General features: G+C 74.6%; 19 protein-coding genes and 1 riboswitch. Of the genes, 11 read left to right on the forward strand and 8 right to left on the reverse strand.

The window, feature by feature from the left end; genetic code table 11:
• Positions 1-100 precede the first annotated feature (100 nt).
• From CUT44_RS06235 to CUT44_RS06245, 3 genes are read left to right on the forward strand one after another with little or no spacing between them, the layout of a single operon-like run.
• Positions 101-946 (forward strand): helix-turn-helix domain-containing protein, encoded by an 846-nt coding sequence (locus CUT44_RS06235; RefSeq protein WP_100201154.1) that lies wholly within the window; start codon positions 101-103, stop codon positions 944-946.
• Positions 946-1,158: a DUF397 domain-containing protein gene (locus tag CUT44_RS06240; RefSeq protein WP_100201155.1), complete on the forward strand. Its 213-nt coding sequence runs from the start codon at positions 946-948 to the stop codon at positions 1,156-1,158. The genes CUT44_RS06235 and CUT44_RS06240 overlap by 1 nt, the downstream gene beginning before the upstream one ends.
• The gene (locus CUT44_RS06245; protein WP_100201156.1) at positions 1,158-1,364 is read left to right on the forward strand and encodes a DUF397 domain-containing protein; all 207 of its coding nucleotides are present in this window, start codon (positions 1,158-1,160) and stop codon (positions 1,362-1,364) included. Before CUT44_RS06240 ends, CUT44_RS06245 begins: the two co-directional genes overlap by 1 nt.
• 90 nt (positions 1,365-1,454) lie before the next feature.
• Here CUT44_RS06245 and CUT44_RS06250 read toward each other — a convergent pair whose 3' ends face one another.
• The gene (locus CUT44_RS06250; protein WP_100201157.1) at positions 1,455-2,042 is read right to left on the reverse strand and encodes an ATP-binding protein; all 588 of its coding nucleotides are present in this window, start codon (positions 2,040-2,042) and stop codon (positions 1,455-1,457) included.
• A gap of 286 nt (positions 2,043-2,328) precedes the next feature.
• Here CUT44_RS06250 and CUT44_RS06255 point away from each other — a divergent pair, with 286 nt between their 5' ends.
• Positions 2,329-2,817 carry a glutathione peroxidase gene (locus CUT44_RS06255; protein ID WP_100201158.1) on the forward strand — a complete coding sequence of 163 codons (489 nt, stop codon included), beginning with the start codon at positions 2,329-2,331 and terminating at the stop codon, positions 2,815-2,817.
• 84 nt (positions 2,818-2,901) lie between these two features.
• Here CUT44_RS06255 and CUT44_RS06260 read toward each other — a convergent pair whose 3' ends face one another.
• Complete coding sequence (locus tag CUT44_RS06260) at positions 2,902-4,092, reverse strand: epoxide hydrolase family protein (protein WP_100201173.1); 1,191 nt, start codon at positions 4,090-4,092, stop codon at positions 2,902-2,904.
• Positions 4,093-4,230: 138 nt separating this feature from the next.
• Between CUT44_RS06260 and CUT44_RS06265 the strand changes: the two genes are divergently transcribed.
• Positions 4,231-4,977, forward strand: a complete 747-nt coding sequence (locus CUT44_RS06265; RefSeq protein ID WP_100201159.1) for an antibiotic biosynthesis monooxygenase — start codon at positions 4,231-4,233, stop codon at positions 4,975-4,977.
• Between the two features lie 327 nt (positions 4,978-5,304).
• On the opposite strand, the gene CUT44_RS06270 is transcribed toward CUT44_RS06265, so the two are convergent.
• From CUT44_RS06270 to CUT44_RS06285, 4 genes are all read right to left on the reverse strand, one after another.
• Positions 5,305-6,363 carry a M23 family metallopeptidase gene (locus CUT44_RS06270; protein ID WP_100201160.1) on the reverse strand — a complete coding sequence of 353 codons (1,059 nt, stop codon included), beginning with the start codon at positions 6,361-6,363 and terminating at the stop codon, positions 5,305-5,307.
• Between the two features lie 11 nt (positions 6,364-6,374).
• A riboswitch (cyclic di-AMP (ydaO/yuaA leader) is annotated at positions 6,375-6,532 on the reverse strand.
• A gap of 326 nt (positions 6,533-6,858) precedes the next feature.
• Positions 6,859-8,082, reverse strand: a complete 1,224-nt coding sequence (locus CUT44_RS06275) for a PP2C family protein-serine/threonine phosphatase (RefSeq protein ID WP_233221261.1) — start codon at positions 8,080-8,082, stop codon at positions 6,859-6,861.
• Between the two features lie 90 nt (positions 8,083-8,172).
• Positions 8,173-9,510, reverse strand: a complete 1,338-nt coding sequence (locus CUT44_RS06280) for an APC family permease (RefSeq protein WP_100201161.1) — start codon at positions 9,508-9,510, stop codon at positions 8,173-8,175.
• Between the two features lie 160 nt (positions 9,511-9,670).
• Entirely contained in the window at positions 9,671-10,486 is an 816-nt protein-coding gene (locus tag CUT44_RS06285; protein ID WP_100201162.1) for an AfsR/SARP family transcriptional regulator, read from the reverse strand.
• A 270-nt stretch (positions 10,487-10,756) separates the two neighbouring features.
• Here CUT44_RS06285 and CUT44_RS06290 point away from each other — a divergent pair, with 270 nt between their 5' ends.
• From CUT44_RS06290 to CUT44_RS06300, 3 genes are all read left to right on the forward strand, one after another.
• Entirely contained in the window at positions 10,757-11,665 is a 909-nt protein-coding gene (locus CUT44_RS06290) for a manganese catalase family protein (protein WP_100201163.1), read from the forward strand.
• 99 nt (positions 11,666-11,764) lie between these two features.
• A complete protein-coding gene (locus tag CUT44_RS06295) occupies positions 11,765-12,100 on the forward strand; it encodes a hypothetical protein (RefSeq protein ID WP_100201164.1) in 336 nt (111 codons plus the stop codon).
• Positions 12,093-13,511, forward strand: a complete 1,419-nt coding sequence (locus tag CUT44_RS06300; RefSeq protein ID WP_456300516.1) for an Nramp family divalent metal transporter — start codon at positions 12,093-12,095, stop codon at positions 13,509-13,511. Before CUT44_RS06295 ends, CUT44_RS06300 begins: the two co-directional genes overlap by 8 nt.
• A gap of 59 nt (positions 13,512-13,570) precedes the next feature.
• Here the strand turns inward: CUT44_RS06300 and CUT44_RS06305 are convergent, their stop codons facing one another.
• Positions 13,571-14,125, reverse strand: a complete 555-nt coding sequence (locus tag CUT44_RS06305) for a GyrI-like domain-containing protein (RefSeq protein ID WP_199185631.1) — start codon at positions 14,123-14,125, stop codon at positions 13,571-13,573.
• 274 nt (positions 14,126-14,399) lie between these two features.
• Here CUT44_RS06305 and CUT44_RS06310 point away from each other — a divergent pair, with 274 nt between their 5' ends.
• Together CUT44_RS06310 and CUT44_RS06315 are read left to right on the forward strand one after the other, a co-directional pair.
• On the forward strand, positions 14,400-14,942 hold the full coding sequence (locus CUT44_RS06310; protein WP_100201167.1) for a hypothetical protein: 543 nt from the start codon (positions 14,400-14,402) through the stop codon (positions 14,940-14,942).
• A gap of 95 nt (positions 14,943-15,037) precedes the next feature.
• Entirely contained in the window at positions 15,038-16,096 is a 1,059-nt protein-coding gene (locus CUT44_RS06315) for a fatty acid desaturase family protein (RefSeq protein ID WP_100201168.1), read from the forward strand.
• Here the strand turns inward: CUT44_RS06315 and CUT44_RS06320 are convergent.
• A complete protein-coding gene (locus CUT44_RS06320) occupies positions 16,011-17,891 on the reverse strand; it encodes a SpoIIE family protein phosphatase (protein WP_233221262.1) in 1,881 nt (626 codons plus the stop codon). The genes CUT44_RS06315 and CUT44_RS06320 overlap by 86 nt on opposite strands.
• A 345-nt stretch (positions 17,892-18,236) precedes the next feature.
• Here CUT44_RS06320 and CUT44_RS06325 point away from each other — a divergent pair.
• Positions 18,237-19,922 (forward strand): PAS domain-containing protein (locus CUT44_RS06325; protein WP_146252177.1); only part of this gene is annotated, 1,686 nt, incomplete at its 3' end.

A 19,922-nucleotide genomic window follows, 5' to 3' on the forward strand; every position in this document is an offset into this window, starting at 1 on the left:
AGAACTCGATCGAGTGATTCCACGGAGCGTCGGCTTAGACCGCTCATAGCCTGGGTGACCGCGCGCGGGCAGTCGCCCGCAGATCAGGAAGGGTGCCGTTATGCCGTCGAGGGTCACGACCCGACGCCGCCAACTCGGCGTGATGATGCGGAAGTTCCGCGCCCAGTCGGGGATGACGCTTGAGGAGGCGGGTCGGCTCGTCGGAGTCTCGAAGGCCACCGTCAGCCGGTACGAGACGCAGGAGGGGCCGGTGCGGTGGCTCGTCGTGGACGCTCTCTGCCGGCACTACGGAGTGACGGATGCCGAGCGGGAGGCAGCCGTCAGACTCGCCAAAGACGCCAAGCGGCAAGGCTGGTGGGACCCGATCGCGGACAAGCTCCCCGAGACCATGAACCTGCTGCTCACCCTTGAGGACGAGGCGGTACGCGAGGACCACTTCGCCTGCCTGTACGTCCCCGGCCTTCTGCAGACCCGCAGATACACGGAAGCCGTGCAGCACGCTTCCGAAATGCGGCTCACGGAAGAGGAGATCGAGCGGCTCGTCGACCTGCGCATGAGGCGGCAGGAAATTCTCACCCGGGACCGGCCGCCTCATCTGTGGGCCGTGCTCGACGAGTCGGTCGTCCGGAGGGTCGTGGGATCACCGGAGGTGATGCGCGAGCAGCTCGGGCATCTGCTGGAAGTGGGCAAGTCTCCCAACATCACTCTTCAGGTGCTCCCCTTCGCCAAGGGAGCGCACTCCGCCGCCCTGGGCAGCTTCGTGATCATCGGTGGCGCCGAGCCCTCGCTGGATGTCGTGTACGTGGACATCCATGTGGGATCGATCTTCCTGGAGAAGGAGGAGGAGTTGGACCGGTACCGGCTTGCGTTCGACTACCTTCGCGCTCAAGCGTTGGACATGGCGGCCTCTGCCGACCTGATCGAACGCGTCCGTGAGGAGATGTGATGCGCCCAGCCATACCGGGGATCCCGGAGGCCTCCTGGTTCAAGTCCTCGTACAGCGGCGCGGGAGCGACGGAATGCGTCGAGACCGCGCTCATCCGGGACGGCGTGGCCGTGCGGGACAGCAAGGAGCCGGGTAGAGGGCTGGTGACGTTCACGGCAGATGCATGGCAGGCGTTCGCCGGTGACATACGAGCGGGAGCGGAGGAGACGTGATGCGGCAGCCGAAGACCAATGACGTCCACTGGTTCAAGTCCTCCCACAGTGGTGGGCAGGGGCTGGAATGCGTGGAGGCGGCGTTCCTCGGGGCCGGGCGGACCGGGATACGGGACAGCAAGGAGCACGGCGGGCCGGTGCTGACGTTCGGCGCCGGGGCGTGGGGCGCCTTCCTCGGTGCGGTGAAGGAGCCCGACGGACGCTGAGGCGCTGAGGCGGTACGCCGGTGGCCGCGCCCCCGTCGTGGGGCGCGGCCACCGGTGCGGGCGCGGGCGGGGAGCGCGGGCGGGGGAGCCTCAGTGCGTGGGGAACTTCGCCGTCCGGCGGCGGACGCGCGGGCGGTGGAGCCGGCCGGTGCGGGCGTCGGTGAGGCCGAGGGCCAGGGCGAGCCGTATGCGCAGGCTCCGCCGGGGCCGGGCGCGGCCGGCGGCCGGGTGCGGGGACGCCTCGCCGTGGGGCCGTTGGGCGGGGTGGTCCTGCGGGGCGTTCGCCAGCTCGCACCACACCACCTTGGCGTCCTCGCGCAGGACGAGCCCCCAGCGGTCCGCCAGGGCGTCCAGCAGCACCAGCCCGCGCCCCGACTCCCTTTCGGCGGACTCACCGGGGAAGGCGGGCAGCGCCCGTACGCCCGGGTCGGTCAGTTCGACGCGGAGCCGCCGCCGGCTCGCCGAGACCGCCAGGGTGACCGGTGTGCCGGTGCCGATGTGCCGGATGACGTTGGCGACGAGTTCGCTCACGCACAACTGGGCCGCGTCGACGTGTTCGGGGAAGCCCCAGAGCGTCAGCTGCTTCCGGAGGGCGCGGCGGAGTTCGGCCACCCGCTGCGGCTCTGCCGGAAAGGAAAGCTCCCACCGTTTCCTGACCAGACAGTGCCTGAGGCGCATGCATGCCGTCCCTTCGAGCCCGGGCGAGGACCCACCGGTGAGAGTGACCGATCAGGTGCGCTGAGTGATAACGCAGCGTGAGTATGACACGGGACACACTGTCATGAGCTGCTTGAATATGGAACCTTCACAAACCTTCCTACCCAGGACGCCTTCTGTTAAGAAGTTCCTGACCTGGGGGAATCGGTAGAACGTTCGGTACGGGGTGGGGAGTTGGGGAAATGCCCGCCCGGGGTGGGGGAATTCACGGCGGCCGGGGGGTGCGCTCTCTGTTAGACAGGGGGTTATGAGCCTCTACGACATTCCCCTGCGCACCCTCTCCGGCGAGCCCACCTCCCTCGCCGAGTACCGCGGCAAGGTCCTGCTGATCGTCAACGTCGCCTCCCGCTGCGGGCTGACCCCGCAGTACGAGGGCCTGGAGCGGCTGCAGAAGCAGTACGCCGACCGCGGCTTCACCGTGCTGGGCGTGCCCTGCAACCAGTTCGCGGGCCAGGAGCCCGGCACCGCCGAGGAGATCGGCACCTTCTGCTCCGCCACCTACGGCGTCACCTTCCCGCTGCTGGAGAAGGCCGAGGTCAACGGGGACGGCCGGCACCCCCTCTACGCCGAGCTGACCGAGCTGGCCGACGCCGGGGGGCAGGCCGGGGACGTCCAGTGGAACTTCGAGAAGTTCCTGGTCGCGGCGGACGGTACGCCCGTCGCCCGGTTCCGGCCCCGCACCGACCCGGAGGCGGCGGAGGTCACCGCCGCGATCGAGGAGCAGCTGCCCGCCTGAGGAGCCGCGGACGCGGGCGCGGCGCCCCGGACCGGTGGTCCGGGGCGCCGCGCCGCGCCGCGCCGCGCCGGCGCGGGGTACGGCTCACCCCCGCAGTCCGGCGAAGAACGCGCGCAGATCGGCGGTGAGCAGTTCGGGCTGCTCCATCGCCGGGAAGTGGCCGCCCCGCTCGAAGCTCGACCAGTGCGCGGTGACGCCGTCCGGATCGACCAGGGGACGCACCGCCGGGTCGGCCGCGAACTCCGCGACACCGAGCGGCACACCGGCGGTGGCCGGGTTGCCGGGTCCGGGCGGCACCGCGGCCAGGCCCGCCAGCTCGCGGCGGGACTCGCAGGTGAAGTGGGCGGTGGAGGCGCCCAGGGCGCCGAGCCAGTAGAGCGTCACCTTCGTCAGGAGCTGGTCGCGGTCGACGGCGTCCTCGGGGAGTTCGGCGGCCGGGTCGGTCCACTCGTGGAACTTCTCCACGATCCAGGCGAGCTGCGCGACCGGGGAGTCGGCCAGCCCGTAGCCGAGGGTCTGCGGGCGGGTGGACTGGAGCTGGTACGAGCCCATGCCGTCCACCCCGAAGGCCGGGCCGGGGCGGACGCCGACCGTTCCCCCGGCGGAGAGCACCCCCAGCATGTCGTCGCTCCCGGCGAGCGCGAGGTGGACGCCGGCCAGGCGTTCGGGGACGGTGCGGCGCAGGGTGTCGGCGACGCCGCTGCCGACGTCGAAGGCGTGGACGCCGTACCGGTCGTGGCCCAGGCGGCGCATCAGCCCGTCGAAGGCGGCGGCGGTGCGGTGCACGCCCCAGCCCGGCCCGGACAGCGGCGTGGAGAAGCCGAAGCCGGGCATGGACGGGGCGACGAGGTGGAAGGCGTCGGCCGGGTCGCCGCCGTGGGCGCGGGGGTCGGCCAGCGCGTCGGCGATCAGCAGGAAGTCCACCGGGGAACCGGGCCAGCCGTGGCACAGCAGCAGCGGCAGGGCGCCGGGCTCGGGCGAGCGGCGGTGGAGGAAGTGGAAGGTCTGCCCGTCGATGTCGGTGGTGAACTGCGGGACGGCGTTCAGCTCTGCCTCCCGGGCCCGCCAGTCGTAGCCGGTGCGCCAGTACTCGGCCAGCTCCCGCAGGTACGGCAGGGGCACGCCGCGGCCCCAGCCGGGCTCGGGGGAGTCGGCAGGCCAGCGGGTGCGGGCCAGCCGCCCACGCAGGTCGGCCAGTTCGGCGTCGGGGATCTCGACGCGGAACGGGCGGAGGGAAGGGGGGTCGGTGGTTGCGGCTGTCCTGTTCGCTGCCATGTCCGGCACGCTACGGAGCCTTGCGGAAAGGTTCTGTCCTCGTTGGCCGATCAACCTGCTTGACCTCAAGCGTACTTGAGGCGTGAGGGTGGGCGCGTACGGACGAGGACCACCGCTTCAGCGAGGAGGCATCCCGCCATGCCCGGAACCAGGCCGCTCACCCACCCCGACCCCGCCCGCCCCGGTGTCGGCGCCCCGTTCTTCAGCTTCTGGGACGTGGGCACGCCCGAGCGGCAGCGCGCCGCCGTCGCGGCGATCGAGGCCGTCTGGACGGGGCGGCCCTGGCCGCTGCCGGGGCTGCTGTCGTACAGCGTGTACGCCGGGACCGACGGCCGGACGCTGCTGCACTACTCCCAGTGGGCCGACGAGCGGGCGTACGAGGACTTCGTGCGCGACCGGCGCGCGCACCGCAACGACGAGATCGACCGCGCGGTGCCGGGCATCGAGCGGCTCGACCTGGTCCGCACCCGGTACTACCGCGGCTTCGGGACGGCCGGGGACGCGGACGGGAGCGGGCACGGGCACGGGGAACGGCCCGAGCCGGGCTGCGTGGTGATCGTGGACGTGACGTTCGACGGTCCCGACGAGGCGCGGCAGCGGGCCTGGGTGGACGCCGTCGGCGAGGCACTGGCCACCGATCCCGCCCCGCCGGCCGGCGGCATCTCCGGGCACTTCCACCTCTCCACCGACGGCACCCGCGTCGTCAACTACGCGGAGTGGGTCAGCGAGCGGGCCCACCTCGACGCCCTGGCGGCGGCGGGCGAGGGGGTCGGCTCGCCCACCCCGCAGTGGCACCGGGTCCGGAACTTCCCCGGACTGGTGCGCAGCGACGTACGGCGCTACCGGCTCGCGTTCACCGCCGAACGGCCCGCGGGCCGGGAATGACCGGGGCGCCGGGGCTGTTGGGACGGGTGTGACAGCAGGGACGGCCGTGGCAGGGCGGGGGCGCGGACCGGCGGGCCGCGGCGCGGGGAGGACCGACGGCCCTGGTGTCGGGGGGTGGATCACCAGGGCCGCCGGGGCAGGTGGGCAGGTGCGGTGCCCGTACGCCGCCGCCTCGTCCCCTCCTGGGCCGGCCGACGTGCACACCGGCGGTGTGCGAGGCGGCGGCGCTGGTGGTGGGGGGTGGTCGAAAAGGAGGGGAGGAGGAGGGGAAGGAGCGGAAGGACCCGCGCCGGGTCCGGAACGGTTGCGGTTCCGGAACCGGTCGGCTCAGATCTTGAGGCCCTTGCCGCGCAGCCAGGTCAGCGGGTCGATCGGGTCGCCGCCGCCGGGACGGACCTCCAGGTGGAGGTGCGGGCCGGAGGAGTTGCCGGTGGAGCCGACGCGGCCGATCACGTCGCCGGTGGTCACCTTGCCGCTGGTCTTGGTCATCGAGGACAGGTGGCAGTACCAGATCTCGGTGCCGTCGTCGAGCCGGAGGATGATGCGGTAGCCGTAGGAGCCGGCCCAGCCCGCCTCGACGATCTCGCCGGTGTGCACCGCCTTGACCGGGGTGCCGGACGGGGCGGCCATGTCCAGGCCGGTGTGGTTGTTCGCCCACATCGAGCCGGAGGCGCCGAACTGGGAGGAGAGCTGGAACGAGGAGAGCGGGAGGGTGTGGCTGGCGGCGAGCTTGGCCAGGCGCTCGGCCTCGGCCTTGCGCTTGGCCTCCTCGGCGGCCTTGCGCTTCGCCTCGGCCTCGGCCTCGGCGGCCTCCTCGGCGGCGGTGGCCGCGGCCTGGTCGGCGGCGGCCTGGAGGGCGACCTGGGTGGCGCCCGTCTGCTGCTGGTCGACCTGCTGGAGGATGCGGGCCCGGAGCGCCTCGCCGGCGTCCGTCGTCAGGCTCGCGGTGGTGACGACCGGCGCGTCCTGGTCGGCGTCCCTGGTGCCCAGCGGCGAAGCCTGGTCGAGGTCGAGGGGGTTGGCGGTGCTCTCCTCGGAGACCGGGACGGTGTCGGTGCCGGTGTCGTCACCGTCTATCAGCGCGCCGACGCCGGGAACGGAGTCCAGGTCCAGGTCGGGCATGGCGATGGCGGCCGGGGACTTCACCTTGGCCGTGGCCATGCCGCCCGCGCCGACCGCCGCGATCATGCCGACGCCGAGGACCGCGCCACTGCGCGCCATGCCGTTGCGCTGCTTGACGACACGGTGCCGGCCGCGGACCGGGCGGACCGACTCCTCGGTGGGGTTCCACACCCGCCGCTCCTCGTCGCCGTCCGGGCCGAACGGGGTGAAGGTGCCGCTGTGCGGGTCGTACGAGACCTCGGGGGCCGGGCTGCTGGACGCCACGGAGGCGCTCTCCTTTCCTTCCTTCTCGCCTACCGGGTTAGCTGACGGGTTCGGAGCAGGAAGGTCTCCTACGGGCTCGCACATGCGGATGCACGTGCACGCGCTTGCCCGATTCACCCCAATAAGTGGTTCCCCGGTTCCCTGGGCGCGGGCTCCGCGGTGGCGGAGTCGCACGGTCAGGATTCGGCGACGGCGCACGGTGCCGCCTCTTTCGACGGCAGTGACGACCGCGCTGCGTTATCGAACGTTAATAGAGGGGCAGCCGGGATTCCAAGTCCCTCCTTCACATGGTGAGTAATTTCGACAGGGATTTAACGGGGCATCTCCCGCCCAAATCGGGCGAGTTGCCACCCCCTGCGGATCGAAGAGACGTAAGTCACTCGCCTGAGGGTCGGTCAGATGGTACGGATGTGTGCACGACGGGGATACGCAGCGTGACCGTCGGCGCCGCGACCGATGGCACCGAGGGTCACCGGGTTCACGTGATTCACGGGGTCACCCGGGTTCGCCGGAGCGGGGCGGGGACGGGGGCGGCGCGGGGCCGCGCATGACCGCCAGCAGCGCCATGTCGTCGTCCGTGCGGCCGTCCGCGTGCGCGTGGACATCCGCGACGAGGGCGTCCAGCAGGGCGCCCGGGCCGGGGAAGCGGCGGCCGCGCAGCCGGGCCACCGGGTCGTAGAAGACGCCCTCGGCGTTCCGGGCCTCGGTCACCCCGTCGGTGTGGAGCAGCAGCAGCGCGCCGGGCGGGAAGGGGACCGGGCCCGTACCGCCGTCCGGGCCCTCCGGTGGCACGGCCGCCGGGCCCGCCATGTCCCCCAGCCCCAGCGGCAGCGCGTACGAGTCCGGTTCCAGGGTCCGTACCGGGGCCCCGCCGGCGGACAGCAGCAGCGGGGGCGGATGGCCCCGGCTGACGATCCGCACGCTCTCCGGCTCCCCGGCCGGCCCCGGCGGGAGTTCGGCCAGCACGGCCGTGACGAACTCCACGGACCGCCCGGCGTCCCCGCCCGGGAGGCAGTCCGGCTGCCCGGCCCGCTGGGACCGCTCCCGCAGGAGGGCGTGGTCGATCCGGTCCGCGACCGCCGCCAGCTCCGGCTCGGTCTCGGCCGCCTCCCGGAAGGCGCCGAGCACCACGGTGACCGTGGCCACCGCGTCCAGCCCCTTGCCGCACACGTCGCCCACCAGCAGCCGCACCCCGTACGGGGTGCGCTGCGCGCCGTACAGGTCGCCGCCGATCCGGGCGTAGGCGTGGGCCGCCTCGTAGCGCACCGCGAGCGTCAGTCCGTCGATCCGGCCGGGCGGCACCGGCAGCACGGCGAACTGGACCGCCTCGGCCACCTGGCGGACCGAGGCGAACCGCTGCTCGCCGTGGCGCAGGGCGTGGTTGACGGCGAGGGCCAGTACACCGAAGGCGACGACCGCGCCCAGTCTCAGCAGCCCCTCCGTCCAGCCGGGGCCGCCCCGCAGCAGCACGGCGGCGTACGCCAGCACCGCCGCGATCCCGGTGAGCAGGGTGCCGCGCGCCGTCCACAGCGCCGCCGCGGCCAGGGGCGCGGCACCGAACGCCGTTCCCAGCAGCAGACTGGGCGACGTCGCCAGGTTGACGGCCAGCCCGGCCACCAGCAGCACCAGCGGCAGCAGCCACGGCGGGCGGCCGACACCCGGAATGGCGCGGGCCCGTTCCCGGCCGCTGTCCGTCGCATGCCGTCGATCGCCGTGCACCTCTCCCACTCTTCCCGACCCGCCGCGGCCCGGCGAGTCGATCAGTACGGGCAGGCGCCGGGCGGTGCCGGCCGGAGCGGCCCGGAGCGGTCAGCGCCGCCGGGCGGCGGCCGTACGGCGCACCCCGTACACCGCGGCACCGGCGGCCAGCACCGCCGCGCCCGAGAGCACCGAGACCGCGGGCAGGGCCAGGGCCAGCACCGCGCACCCGGCCAGCCCGACGACGGGGACGATCCGGGCCGGGCGGCCCTCGGCGGGGGTGAGGGTCCGGGCGGAGGCGTTGGCGATCGCGTAGTAGGCGAGCACCCCGAAGGAGGAGAAGCCGATCGCGCCGCGCACGTCCGCCGTGACCGCCACCACCGCCACCACCGCGCCGACCGCCAGCTCGGCGCGGTGCGGCACACCGAAGCGCGGGTGGACGGCGGCCAGCACGGGCGGCAGGTGCCGGTCGCGGGCCATCGCCAGGGTGGTGCGGGAGACCCCCAGGATCAGCGCCAGCAGCGAACCGAGCGCGGCCACCGCCGCGCCCACCCGTACCACCGGCACCAGCCAGTCGGCGTCCGCGGCGCGCACCGCGTCGGCCAGCGGCGCGGTGGCCCCGCCCAGGGCGGCGCTGCCCAGCACGCTCAGCACGGCCACCGCGACGGCGGCGTAGACGGCCAGGGTGATGCCCAGCGCCAGCGGGATCGCCCGCGGAATGGTGCGCTCCGGATCGCGCACCTCCTCCCCCAGGGTGGCGATGCGCGCGTAACCGGCGAAGGCGAAGAACAGCAGTCCGGCCGCCTGGAGAACCCCGCCGGGCGTCATGCCCGCGCCGTCGTCCGCGCCGTCCGCGTTCAGCGAGAGCCGGGCCGCGTCCGCCGCGCCGGAGGCGAGGGAGGCGACCACCACGGCGGCCAGCACCGCCAGCACCACCGCCACGATCGCCCTGGTCAGCCAGGCGGTCTTCCGCATCCCCGCGTAGTTGACGGCGACCAGCGCCACCACCGCGGCCACCGCGACCGCGTGCGCCCGCTCGGGCCACGCGTACAGGCCCACCGTCAGGGCCATCGCCGCGCACGAGGCTGTCTTGCCGACCACGAAGGCCCAGCCGGCCAGATAGCCCCAGAACTCGCCCAGCCGCTCGCGGCCGTAGACGTAGGTGCCGCCGGAGTCCGGGTAACGGGCGGCCAGCCGGGCCGAGGAGGTGGCGTTGCAGTACGCCACCACCGCCGCCAGCGCCAGACCGAGCAGCAGCCCGGAGCCGGCCGCGCGGGCCGCCGGGGCGAAGGCCGCGAAGACGCCCGCGCCGATCATGGAGCCGAGGCCGACGACCACCGCGTCGCCGGTGCCCAGCCGCCGCCGCAGCCGGGGGGACGGGCCGTCCGGCGGGCCCGGCGCTCCCGGTGCTCCCGGTGCCCCGGCCGGCACCGCCGGTGATTCGCCCATCGCCCGCTCCTCCTCGCGTCCGCGCTCCCGTCGGCAGGACCGTACCCGCCCCCGGTGAACGGCATCCGGCCCGCACCGTACGCCGCACACCGGGCGCCGCGCGCCGGGCGCCGGGCGCCGGGCGCCGGGCGCCGGGCGCCGGGCGCCGGGCGCCGGGCCGTCAGGGCACGGCCGGACCGCGGTCCAGCGGACGGCCCAGACAGGGCGCCATCAGACGCCGGAACTCGGCGGACGGCGCCAGCCCCAGCTCCCTGCGCAGCAGCAGCCGGAAGAACTCGTAGTGCCGCAGCGCCTCGGCGGCGTTGCCCTCCGCCAGGTGCACCCGGACGACATGGCGGTGCGCGCTCTCCCGCAGCGGCTCGGCCTCCACCGCGGCCATGGCCGCCTCCATGGCCGCGGTGCGCAGGCCGGCGCGCAGCAGCCGTCGGCACACCGCCTCCAGCGCGTGCAGCCGGGTCTGGCGGAAGTGCTCCCGGGCGATCAGCAGCCAGTCCTCGGTCCAGTCCGGCAACAGGTCCTCCCCGAGGCAGTCGAGCGTGTACCGCGGCACCGGACCGGCGGCCCGCGCGTCACCGCCGGCGTCACCACCGCCGGGCGGCGCGGTGAGACGGGCCGCGCTCCGCTCCGCCAGGTGCAGGTCGACGCCGACCCGGGGGGCGAGGGAGAGGGTCGCGTCGCCGGGGCGGACCAGCTCGCACGGTCCGCTGCACCGGGACAGCCGCCACAGCGTGGAGCGCAGGCTCGCCCCGGCGCGCCGGACGGCCAGGTCGGGCCAGAGGGTCTCGGCCACGACCGGCCTGGCCACCCCCTCGCGGTGCAGCGCCAGGAAGGCCAACAGCCGCTGCACGGACGGGCTGAGGACCACGCGCCGGGAACGTATCTCCAGGTGGAAGCGGCCCAGCAGGGTCAGCCAGACCTCCCGGTCCACCGGGTCCGGGTGCGGCTGCCAGGAGGTGAGGGTGAAGGAAGTCGTCATGGTGGGGGCTCTCCGGGTGGGGGCGCCGGCCCGGCCGGTCTCCGGATCGGTCGGACGCGGAGGTTCCCGTCCGGCGATTTGTCACACTCTCTGCTGCCATGTTCTGACATATCCCTCGCCCCGTTCCGCGGAGACGGCGCGGTGACGGGCGCTCCCTAGCGTCCGGAGGGACGGAGCGCACCGGCGTTCCGTGCGCAACGGACCTGCGTACACAGCGCGTTCCGACCCTCCGAAGGCCGGGCCCGACCCGGCCGGGAAGCGAGAGCACCGATGTTCCGACACACCCAGCGGCTGCAGTTCGACGCCAAGCCGGAGAAGCCCGACCCCGTTCTCGCCCGCAAGCTCCAGGAACTCGTCGGCGGCGCGTACGGCGAGATGACCGTGTCGATGCAGTACCTCTTCCAGGGCTGGAACTGCCGCGTCAAGGGCAAGTACAAGGACCTGATCATGGACATCGCCACCGAGGAGATCGGCCATGTGGAGATGCTCGCCACCATGGTCGCCCGGCTCCTGGAGGGCGCTCCCAACACCGAGACCACCAAGGTCGCCGTCTCCGACCCCGCCGTGGGCGCCGTCATGGGCGGCATGGACCCGCAGCAGGCGATCATCGCGGGCGGCGCGGCCCTCCCCTCGGACAGCAACGGCTACCCGTGGAACGGCCGTTACGCGGTGGCCAGCGGCAACCTGCTGGCCGACTTCTACGCCAACGTCGCCGCCGAGGCGCAGAGCCGGCTCCAGGCCGCGCGCATCTACAACATGACCGACGACCCCGGTGTGAAGGACATGCTGAAGTTCAACCTCGCCCGGGACACCTACCACCAGAACCTGTGGCTGGCCGCCATCGAGCAGCTCCGCGAGGACAACCTGGAGGACGTCGTCGTCCCCGGCACCCTCACGGACGAGGAGCACCGCGAGCACGCCGCGAGCCTGTGGCACCTGTCCGACGGCGACGCCGCCGCGGCCGGGCTGTGGGCCTCCGGCCCGACCCCGGACGGTGACCACGAGTTCACCGTGCTCTCCGACCCCGAGCCGCTGGGCGAGAAGGCTTCGCCCCCGCCGCCCGACCCGAAGCTCTTCGCCACCTACGACGGCTCCTACGGCGAGCCCAAGAGCCCGGCCCTGGGCACCGAGGTGGGCCTGAAGGGCAAGATCAGGGGCGCGCTCTCGCCCGACGAGTGAGGCGGGGCGGGCCCGTCCCGCGCGGGACGGGCCCGCCCCCGTTCCACCCCGCGGACCGCGGGTCCGCGGGCCGCCCGCGAGGAGAGAGCGAAACAGATCATGGGCACACGCGACTCCGCGGTACGCGATCCCGCGGACCGGGCGGCCCCGGCGACGGCCGTCCGGCACACCCCGGGTCCGGTCACCGCGGCGCTCCTGGCGCTGTACGCCGCGGCCGCGGCCGTCGGCGCCGGCGCCGGGGGGACGGCCGAGCGCCTGCTGGCAGCCGTCCTGCTCGCCGCCGTCGTCCTGCGGCTGCTCGCCCTGCGGCCGCCCGTCCCGCGGCGGTGGCCCGGGACACGGCCGCGGCCCGGGACACGGCGGAGGACCGCCCCGCCGCCCGCCGTCCGGGGCGGCTCCACCGGGAGCGGGAACGGGGGCGGTACCGGTGCTTGACCCGCGCCAGCCCCGCGACCGCCTCCGGGGCGCCCCTCCCGCCGCCGCGCCGCTGCTCGACCCGCCGGACACTCCCGGCCCCGACCCGGCACCGGCTGCGGCACCGGCTGCGGCGGACACCGCGCCCCCCGCCGCACCGTCCACCACGCGGCCTCTTCCGGACGCTCCCGGCCCGGGCCCGGGCCCCGGTTCCGGTGACCGGTCGCCCCGCCCCGGCGCGCGGACCGTGGTCGCGATGCTCGGCCCGGCGTTCGTGGTGTCGGTCGCCTACGTCGACCCGGGGAACTTCGCCACCAACATGTCCGCGGGCGCCCTGTACGGCCCCCTGCTGCTGTGGGTCATCGCCCTGGCGAACGTGGTGGCGATCTTCGTCCAGTACCTGGCCTGCAAGGTCGGCGTCGCCACCGGCCGCGACCTGCCGGAGCTGTGCCGCGAGCACACCCCCCGGCCGGTGTGCCGGGGCCTGTGGGTCCAGGCCGAGCTGGTCGCCATGGCGACCGACCTGGCCGAGTTCGTCGGCGGCGCGGTGGCCCTGTACCTGCTGTTCGGCATCCCCCTGGTGCCCGCCGCTTTCATCGTCGGGGCCGCCTCCCTGGTGCTGCTGGCCCTCGCCCCCGAGGGCAGGCGGCGCTTCGAGCTGGTGATCGGTGGCTTCCTCCTGGTGATCCTCGCCGGGTTCCTCTACCAGAGCCTGCGGGCGGGATCGTGGAGCGGAGCGCTGACCGGGCTGCGGCCCCGGTTCGCCGACACCCAGAGCGTCCTGCTGACCACCGGCATGGTCGGCGCCACCGTGATGCCGCACGTGATCTACCTGCACTCCTCCCTCAGCCGCGGGTACGGCCGCGCGACGCCGGAGCGCAAGCGGACGGTGCTGCGGGCCAACCGCACCGCCATCCTGATCGCCCTGGGCACCGCCGGCCTGGTCAACGCGACCATGCTCACCGTCGCCGCCGCGGCCTTCCACGGCGGGTCCGGCACCTACGAGACCCTGGAGCAGTTCCACCACGGCCTGGGCGCCACCCTCGGCACCGGCGCGGCGCTGGCGTTCGCCCTGGCCCTGCTGGCCTCGGGGCTGGCCTCCGCGGGGGTGGGCACCTTCGCGGGGCAGATCATCATGCGCGGCTTCCTGCGCCGCCGCATCCCGCTGACGCTGCGGCGCCTGATCACCATGGGCCCGCCCCTGGCCGTGCTCGCCCTGGGCGTCGATCCCACCCAGGCCCTGGTCCTCAGCCAGGTGGTGCTGTCCTTCGGCATCCCCTTCGCCCTGATCCCGCTGGTGGTCTTCACCGCGCGGCGGAGCATCATGGGCGCCCTGGTGAACCGGCCCGTCACCACCGCCCTGGGCACGGTCGTGGCCCTGGCGATCACCGGGCTGAACCTCTTCCTGGTCCAGGACGTGCTGCTGGGCTGAACCGTCCGGCACGGCACGGCACGGCCCGGCACGGAGGGGCCGGACCGGGCCGGCGGCCGTCAGCGGGCCAGCCGGAAGGCCAGCTCCACCTCCCACCGGCTCATGTCGGGCTCCACCCGCGGATCGGTCAGGTAGCTCTCCAGCCGGCATCCCCACCGCTGCCCCGCGGCCGTCTCCGCCATGTCCCACTCCAGGCCCCGCCCGGCGGCCCAGTCCAGCAGTCCGGCGGTGACCTCGATCAGTTCGTCGGGATGGCCGCGGTGGGTGAGGACGGCGTACCGCCCGGCGGGCAGCGTCCCGTTGAACAGTTCGGCGCCGATGCCGCCGGTGCCGGCGGTGCCGCCGTCACCGCCGTCTCCGCCGCCGACCGGCTGGGGGGCGGCCACCGGCACCCCCGCCTCGACCTCCAGCTCCCCCGCCATGTCGATCACGCGGTACCGGAAGAACGGCGGCCCCGCGGGTGCGGCGCCCCGTTCCGCCAGCCATCCGATGATCTCCGGCAGCCGGTCGCCGGCCACGGCGAACGTGTCCATGGTGACGGTGCGCCGCACCCCCACGTACGGCTGCCCGGCCCGCTCCTCGACGGCCGGTCCGGCCGGTCTCCGTGTACTCATGCCTGTGGTCATACCCGGGTGGACCGGCCTGCGGCGCGGAACTCATCGGTGCGCGCCGGGCGTCCGGAGAGCCACCGCACGCCGATGGGAAGGTACCCGTACGGCGGGTACACGGCGGGTGCGAGGCGCTCCCGCTCCCCACCCCTGTCTCCGCCACACCCCGCCGCACGGGCCCGCGGAAGGGCTCCAGGCCATTCCCCGCCTTTGACAACCGCCCCGGAATAGAGGACAAATGGAAAGTAAGGACCTCCGGCCCATGCCATGAAGGATTGACATGCGCGATCTCCTCGATCGGCTGCGCACCATAGAGACCCGCCAGCGGGAGCTCCGCGAGGAGCACGCGACGGTGGTCCGCGCGATCGTGGTGAGAGCGGGCGGAGTCAGCCAGGCCGCCGCCCTCCTGGGCCTGGACCCCAAGACCGTACGGGCCCGTGAACGCGCCGCCGGGGTGGCCATGGTCGTCTACCGCGGCTCCCACACGGCGAGGACCGCTCCGGACGGGCGGCTCCACGGCGAGACCGGCCAGGGCGAGGACAGCCCCGCCCAGCGGGACGCGGACCGCATGTGGTTCGCCGTCGCCCGGGACCGGCGCCCGCTCCTGCGGGCCGTCGTCTACGTCGTCGACGGCCGGGTCGCCCGGGTCCGCGAGGTCGGGGGCGGCCAGTGGCAGGAGAACCCCGAAGGCAGGGTCGCCCTGCCGCTCGGCCCCCCGCTCACCCCCGCCGACCTGGCCGAACGCCTCCCCACCATGCCCCTGGCCGTCGGCGATTCCAGGCCGATGGTGCGGGGCAGGATCCGCGAGTACATCGCGCTGTGAGGGCGGGCCGCACCCCCGCGGCCCCCACCGTCCCCGGCCCCGGCCCCGGGACCCACCCGGAAGCGCCACCGACAGCCCAGAAACGGAAGCACCGCATGACCACGCACACCGCATCCCGGCCCCCGTCGCCGCCCCCGCCTCCGTCCGGCAGCGACTTCGCCCGGCTGTCGAGGAAGATCTCCGAGGCCGGGCTCATGGACCGCCGCCCCGGCTACTACGTGGTCCGGATCACGGTGGTGGCCCTGCTCTACGCCGGCGGCTGGGCCGCCTTCGCCCTCGTCGGCCAGAGCTGGTGGACGCTCGCCGTCGCCGCCTTCCTCGCCCTGATGTTCGGCCAGGTCGCCCTGGTCGCGCACGATGTCGCCCACCGCCAGGTGTTCCGGCTGCGCGGGCCCAGCGAGACCGCCGGACGGGTGGCCGGGGCCTGCATCGGGATGGGCTACGGGTGGTGGCAGGACAAGCACACCCGGCACCACGCCAACCCCAACCACGAGGAGCTCGACCCCGACGTCAGCCCGGATCTGCTGGTCTGGTCCCAGAAGCAGGCCCGTGCCGCCAGGGGGGTGGCCCGGCTGATAGGCCGCGCGCAGGCCTTCCTGTTCTTCCCGCTGCTCACCATGGAGGGCTTCAACCTGCACGTGGCCAGCGCGCGGGCACTGGCCAACCGCTCCCTCAAGCACCGCGCGCTGGAGGGCGCGCTGCTGTTCGGGCACTTCGCGGTCTACCTGACCGCGCTGTTCTGGGTGCTGCCGCCCGGTATGGCGGTCGCCTTCCTCCTCGTCCACCAGTGCCTGTTCGGCGTCTACCTGGGCGCCATCTTCGCCCCCAACCACAAGGGCATGCCCACCCTGACCGGCGACGACCGCCCGGACTTCCTGCGCCGCCAGGTGCTCACCTCGCGCAACGTGCGCGGCGGCCGCTTCACCGACGTCATGCTGGGCGGACTGAACTACCAGATCGAGCACCACCTCTTCCCCAGCATGCCCAGCCCCAACCTGCGCAGGGCCCAGCCCCTCGTCCGCCGCCACTGCGCGGAACTGGGCGTGAGCTATCTGGAGACCGGGCTGCTCACCTCCTACCGGCAGGCGCTGGCCAGTCTCCACCGGGCCGGTGCCCCCCTCCGCTCCGCCCGGCCCGCCGGGCAGGACGGCTGACCAGCGGCTGACCGCCGGCCCCGGCACCCACTCCGGCAGCCGCCCCGGCACCGGGCCGGACGGTGGCACCGGGAGCCGGGACGCGCAGGGCGAGCAGGGCGATGTCGTCGGTGCTGCCGGAGGCCATCCGGCCGATGATCCGGTCGCAGAACTCGTCCAGGGGCCGGCCGGCGAGCGCGGCGGCGTGGCGGCGGAGCCGGCCCAGTCCGGTGTCCAGATCGCTGCCGGGCACCTCGATCAGACCGTCGGTGTAGAGCAGCAGGGTGGAGCCGGGCGGCAGGGGCACGGTGGCGTCCGTACGGCCGCCGCCGCCGAGACGGGAGCCGAGGAGGAGGTTCTGCCCCTGCTCGAGGTACTCGACGTGCCCGTCCGCGGTGACCAGGAGGGGCGGGGGGTGGCCCGCACTGGTCCACCGCAGGTGCCAGGGGCCGCCCTCGGGGCCCTCGACCCGGGCCAGTACGAGAGTGGCCATGGGGACGTTGGTGATGGCGGGGATGGCGTCGTCGAGCCGGTCGACGATCGCGCCGGGCGGTCCGGTGTGGTCCCAGGCCAGGGAGCGGAGCATGCCGTGCAGTTGGGCCATGCCCGCGGCGGCGGTCAGGTCGTGGCCGACCACGTCCCCGATGACCAGCGCGGTGGCGCCGTCGCGCAGGAGGAAGGCGTCGTACCAGTCGCCGCCGACCTGGGAGCCGACGGGGGCGGGCTGGTAGCGGGCGGTCAGCCGCAGCGGGCCGGGCTGGGGCGGGGTGATGAGCAGGTTGTGCTGCATGGCCTCGGCGATCTCGCGCTGCCGTCCGAAGAGCCGGGCGTTGTTGACGGCCAGGCCGACGCGGCGGCCGATGTCGCCGACCAGCGCCAGGTCCGCGGCGTCGAACGGCCGGGCGGGATCGGTGCGGACCAGGGTGAGGGCACCGATGATCTGCCGGGCGGTGCCCAGCGGCGCGGTGATGGCGGAGGCGGCACCCAGGGACCGGAGGAATCCGCTCTGCACGGCGGCCAGGGACGAGTCGGGCGGGGCGGCGATCTCCCCGGCCCCCAGGAGGACGGGCTCACCGCCGTGCAGGACGCGCACCAGCGGGGAGCGGGAGCGCGCGGCCGCCGCCGGGAGGGGTTCCTGCCACACCTCCCGGCCGGTGTCCCGGCCCTCGGGACCGGTCACCGCGACCCTGCGGACCTCGTCCCCGGTGACGTTCTCGACCCGCAGGTCGACGGCTGCCCAGTCGGCCAGCCGGGGCACCAGGAGACGTCCCAGCCGGCCGAGGGCCTCCTCGGTGTCCAGGGTCTGGGCCAGCGCCGAGGTGATCTCCGCGACCAGGGCCATCCGGTCGGTGAAGTCCTCCAGGGCGATCATGTGCGTCGGCGGGCCCCCGTGCGGCCGCCGGCCGGCGGTGCCGCCGGTGAGCAGCACCGTCATGCCCAGCAGACGGCCGTCCCTGACCACGGGTACGCCGGACCAGGCGACCGGGACCAGCTGTCCGTCGCCGCGCAGCAGACTGCCCCGCTCGCCGTGCGCCGGGGTGCGGTGGGCGAGGGCCGTGAGCAGGGGACACCGCTCGCGCGGGGGTGCCGAGCCGTCGGCGCGGCGGTGCAGCAGCTCGTGGAAGTCCTCCCCGGTCATCTCCGCGGCGGTACGGCCCAGCAATTCCTCGGCGGCGGGATTGACCGCGGCGATCAGCCCGGCGGCGTCCACCACGGCCAGACCGGCACCCAGATGGTCGGACACCTCCCGCCAGAACCCCGGCTCCGCCGCCCATCCTCGGGCCCCGCTCCCGCCACCGGCCACGTTGTCGGCCACACCATCTCCTCCGGTCGGTAGATGTTCTCACCGGTCGCCGCCCGCCGGTGGCGGTCCGGCCGGCGGCGGACCGGCCCGGAGCCGTGCCGGAGAACGGTGGCCGAAGCCGCCGGCCTCGCTTCCCCGTTCCTCCGGTGTCCCCGCGGGGACACCGCTGTCTCCCCTCGACGTCCTTTCGCGTGCCCCCGAGATCCCCCCGGTCCCGTCCGGGGACCACACGTCCCGGAGCCCTCGTACCCCCGCGCACCGGCCCGCCACACGGCCCACCGGCATGCGCGCCGGACCCGGCCGGGGTTGAATGACCGGGTAGGTCGCACTTCGTACTCCCCGGGGTGAGACAGCCGAGTGAACCCGACCGCGTACCCCCACGGCACCGGCGGCCGGCCGCCGGACGGCGCCGCCGTGTTCGTGCTGGACGCGGCCGGGACCGTGCTGGAGTGCACGGCCGCGGCGCAGACGCTGACCGGCCGCTCCGGCGAGGAGCTCCGCGGCCGTCCCTTCGCGGACCTCACCGCCGACCCCGCAGCCTGGACCGCAGCCTGGCCCGGACCACCCGGCGGCACCCCCGCGGGGCCGTGGACGGTCCGCACCGTCCTGCCGCGCCGGGACGACCCCGCGGCCGGGGCGGACGCCGGGGCGGACGCCGAGGTGGACGCCGAGGTGGACGCCGAGGTGGACGTCGAGGTGCTGCCACTGCCCGCCGCGGGCGAGGCCCGTTTCCTGCTCTGCGCCGTCCCCTCCGGGGCCGGGCGCCGCTGGTCGGAGGACCAGGCGCTGCTGCGCACACTGTTCACCCAGAGCCGCATCGGACTGGCGATCCACGACACCGGGATGCGCACCATCCGGGCGAACCTCGGGCCGGAGCACTTCGGCGCCCCCCGGACGGCGGACACCTGGGCACACGCGCCCGGCAGGCACCTGCGCGCGATCCTGGTGCCGGAGGACGCCGCGGCCATCGAGGAGCGGTGGCGGCGGGTGATGGAGACCGGTGAGGCGGTCATCGACTGGGAGCACTCCGCACGGCGGCTGTACGCCCCCGGGCGGGAAAGGATGCTGTCCTCCTCGGCCTTCCGGCTGGAGGACTCCCACGGCCGCACCGTCGGAGTCGTGGCGGTCTTCACCGACATCACCGAGCAGTACACCGCACGACGGCGGCTGGCACTCCTGCACGCCGCCGCCTCCCGGCTGGGCCGGACCCTGGACGTCATCCGCAACGCCGAGGAACTGACCGGGGTCCTCGTACCCGCCTTCGCGGACCTGGCGAGTGTGGACCTGTCCGACGCGGTGACCCAGGGCCGCGAGTCCGACGTCTTCCTCCCCGGGACGGTGCTGCGCCGGGTGGCGGTGGCGTCGGCGGACGGCGGCTGGCCCGCCGACACGTACCGCCTCGGTGACACCGTCCGCGCCCGGGAGGCGGAGAGCGACGCCCTCCGCGAGGGGGGAACCGTCCTGGTGGACGACATGACCGCCTGGCGCGAGCAACTGCCGATCGACCCCGAACGGCTGCGGCTGCTGTTCCCCGGCCGGGCGGCCTCGGCGCTGTTCGTCCCGCTGTGGGCCCGGGGCCACGTGCTGGGCGTCGTGGGCCTGTGGCGCACCCGCGACCGCCCGCCCTTCGCCGAGAGCGACGTGCCACTGGCCGAGGAGATCGCCTCCCGGGCCGCGCTGAGCCTGGAGAACGCCCGGCGCTACACCGCCGAGCTGCGCACCGTCGAGAGCCTCCAGCGCAGCCTGCTGCCCCCGGAGGGCGCGGACCTCGGCGCGGCCGAGTCGGCGGGCAGCTACGTCCCGGCCGGCACCGCGGCGGGACTGGGCGGCTGCTGGTACGACGTCATCCCGCTGTCCTCCGCCCGGGTCGCCTTCGTCATCGGCGACGTGGCCGGACACGGACTGGCCGCCACCGCCACCATGGGCCGGCTGCGCACCGCCGTGCAGACCCTGGCCGACCTGGACCTCTCCCCCGAGGAACTCCTCACCCACCTGGACGACCTCGTCGTCCGCCTCTCCGCCACCGAACCGCAGCCGGACCGG

Origin of the sequence: Streptomyces carminius, assembly GCF_002794255.1 — a bacterium.
Taxonomy (GTDB): Bacteria; Actinomycetota; Actinomycetes; order Streptomycetales; family Streptomycetaceae; genus Streptomyces; species Streptomyces carminius.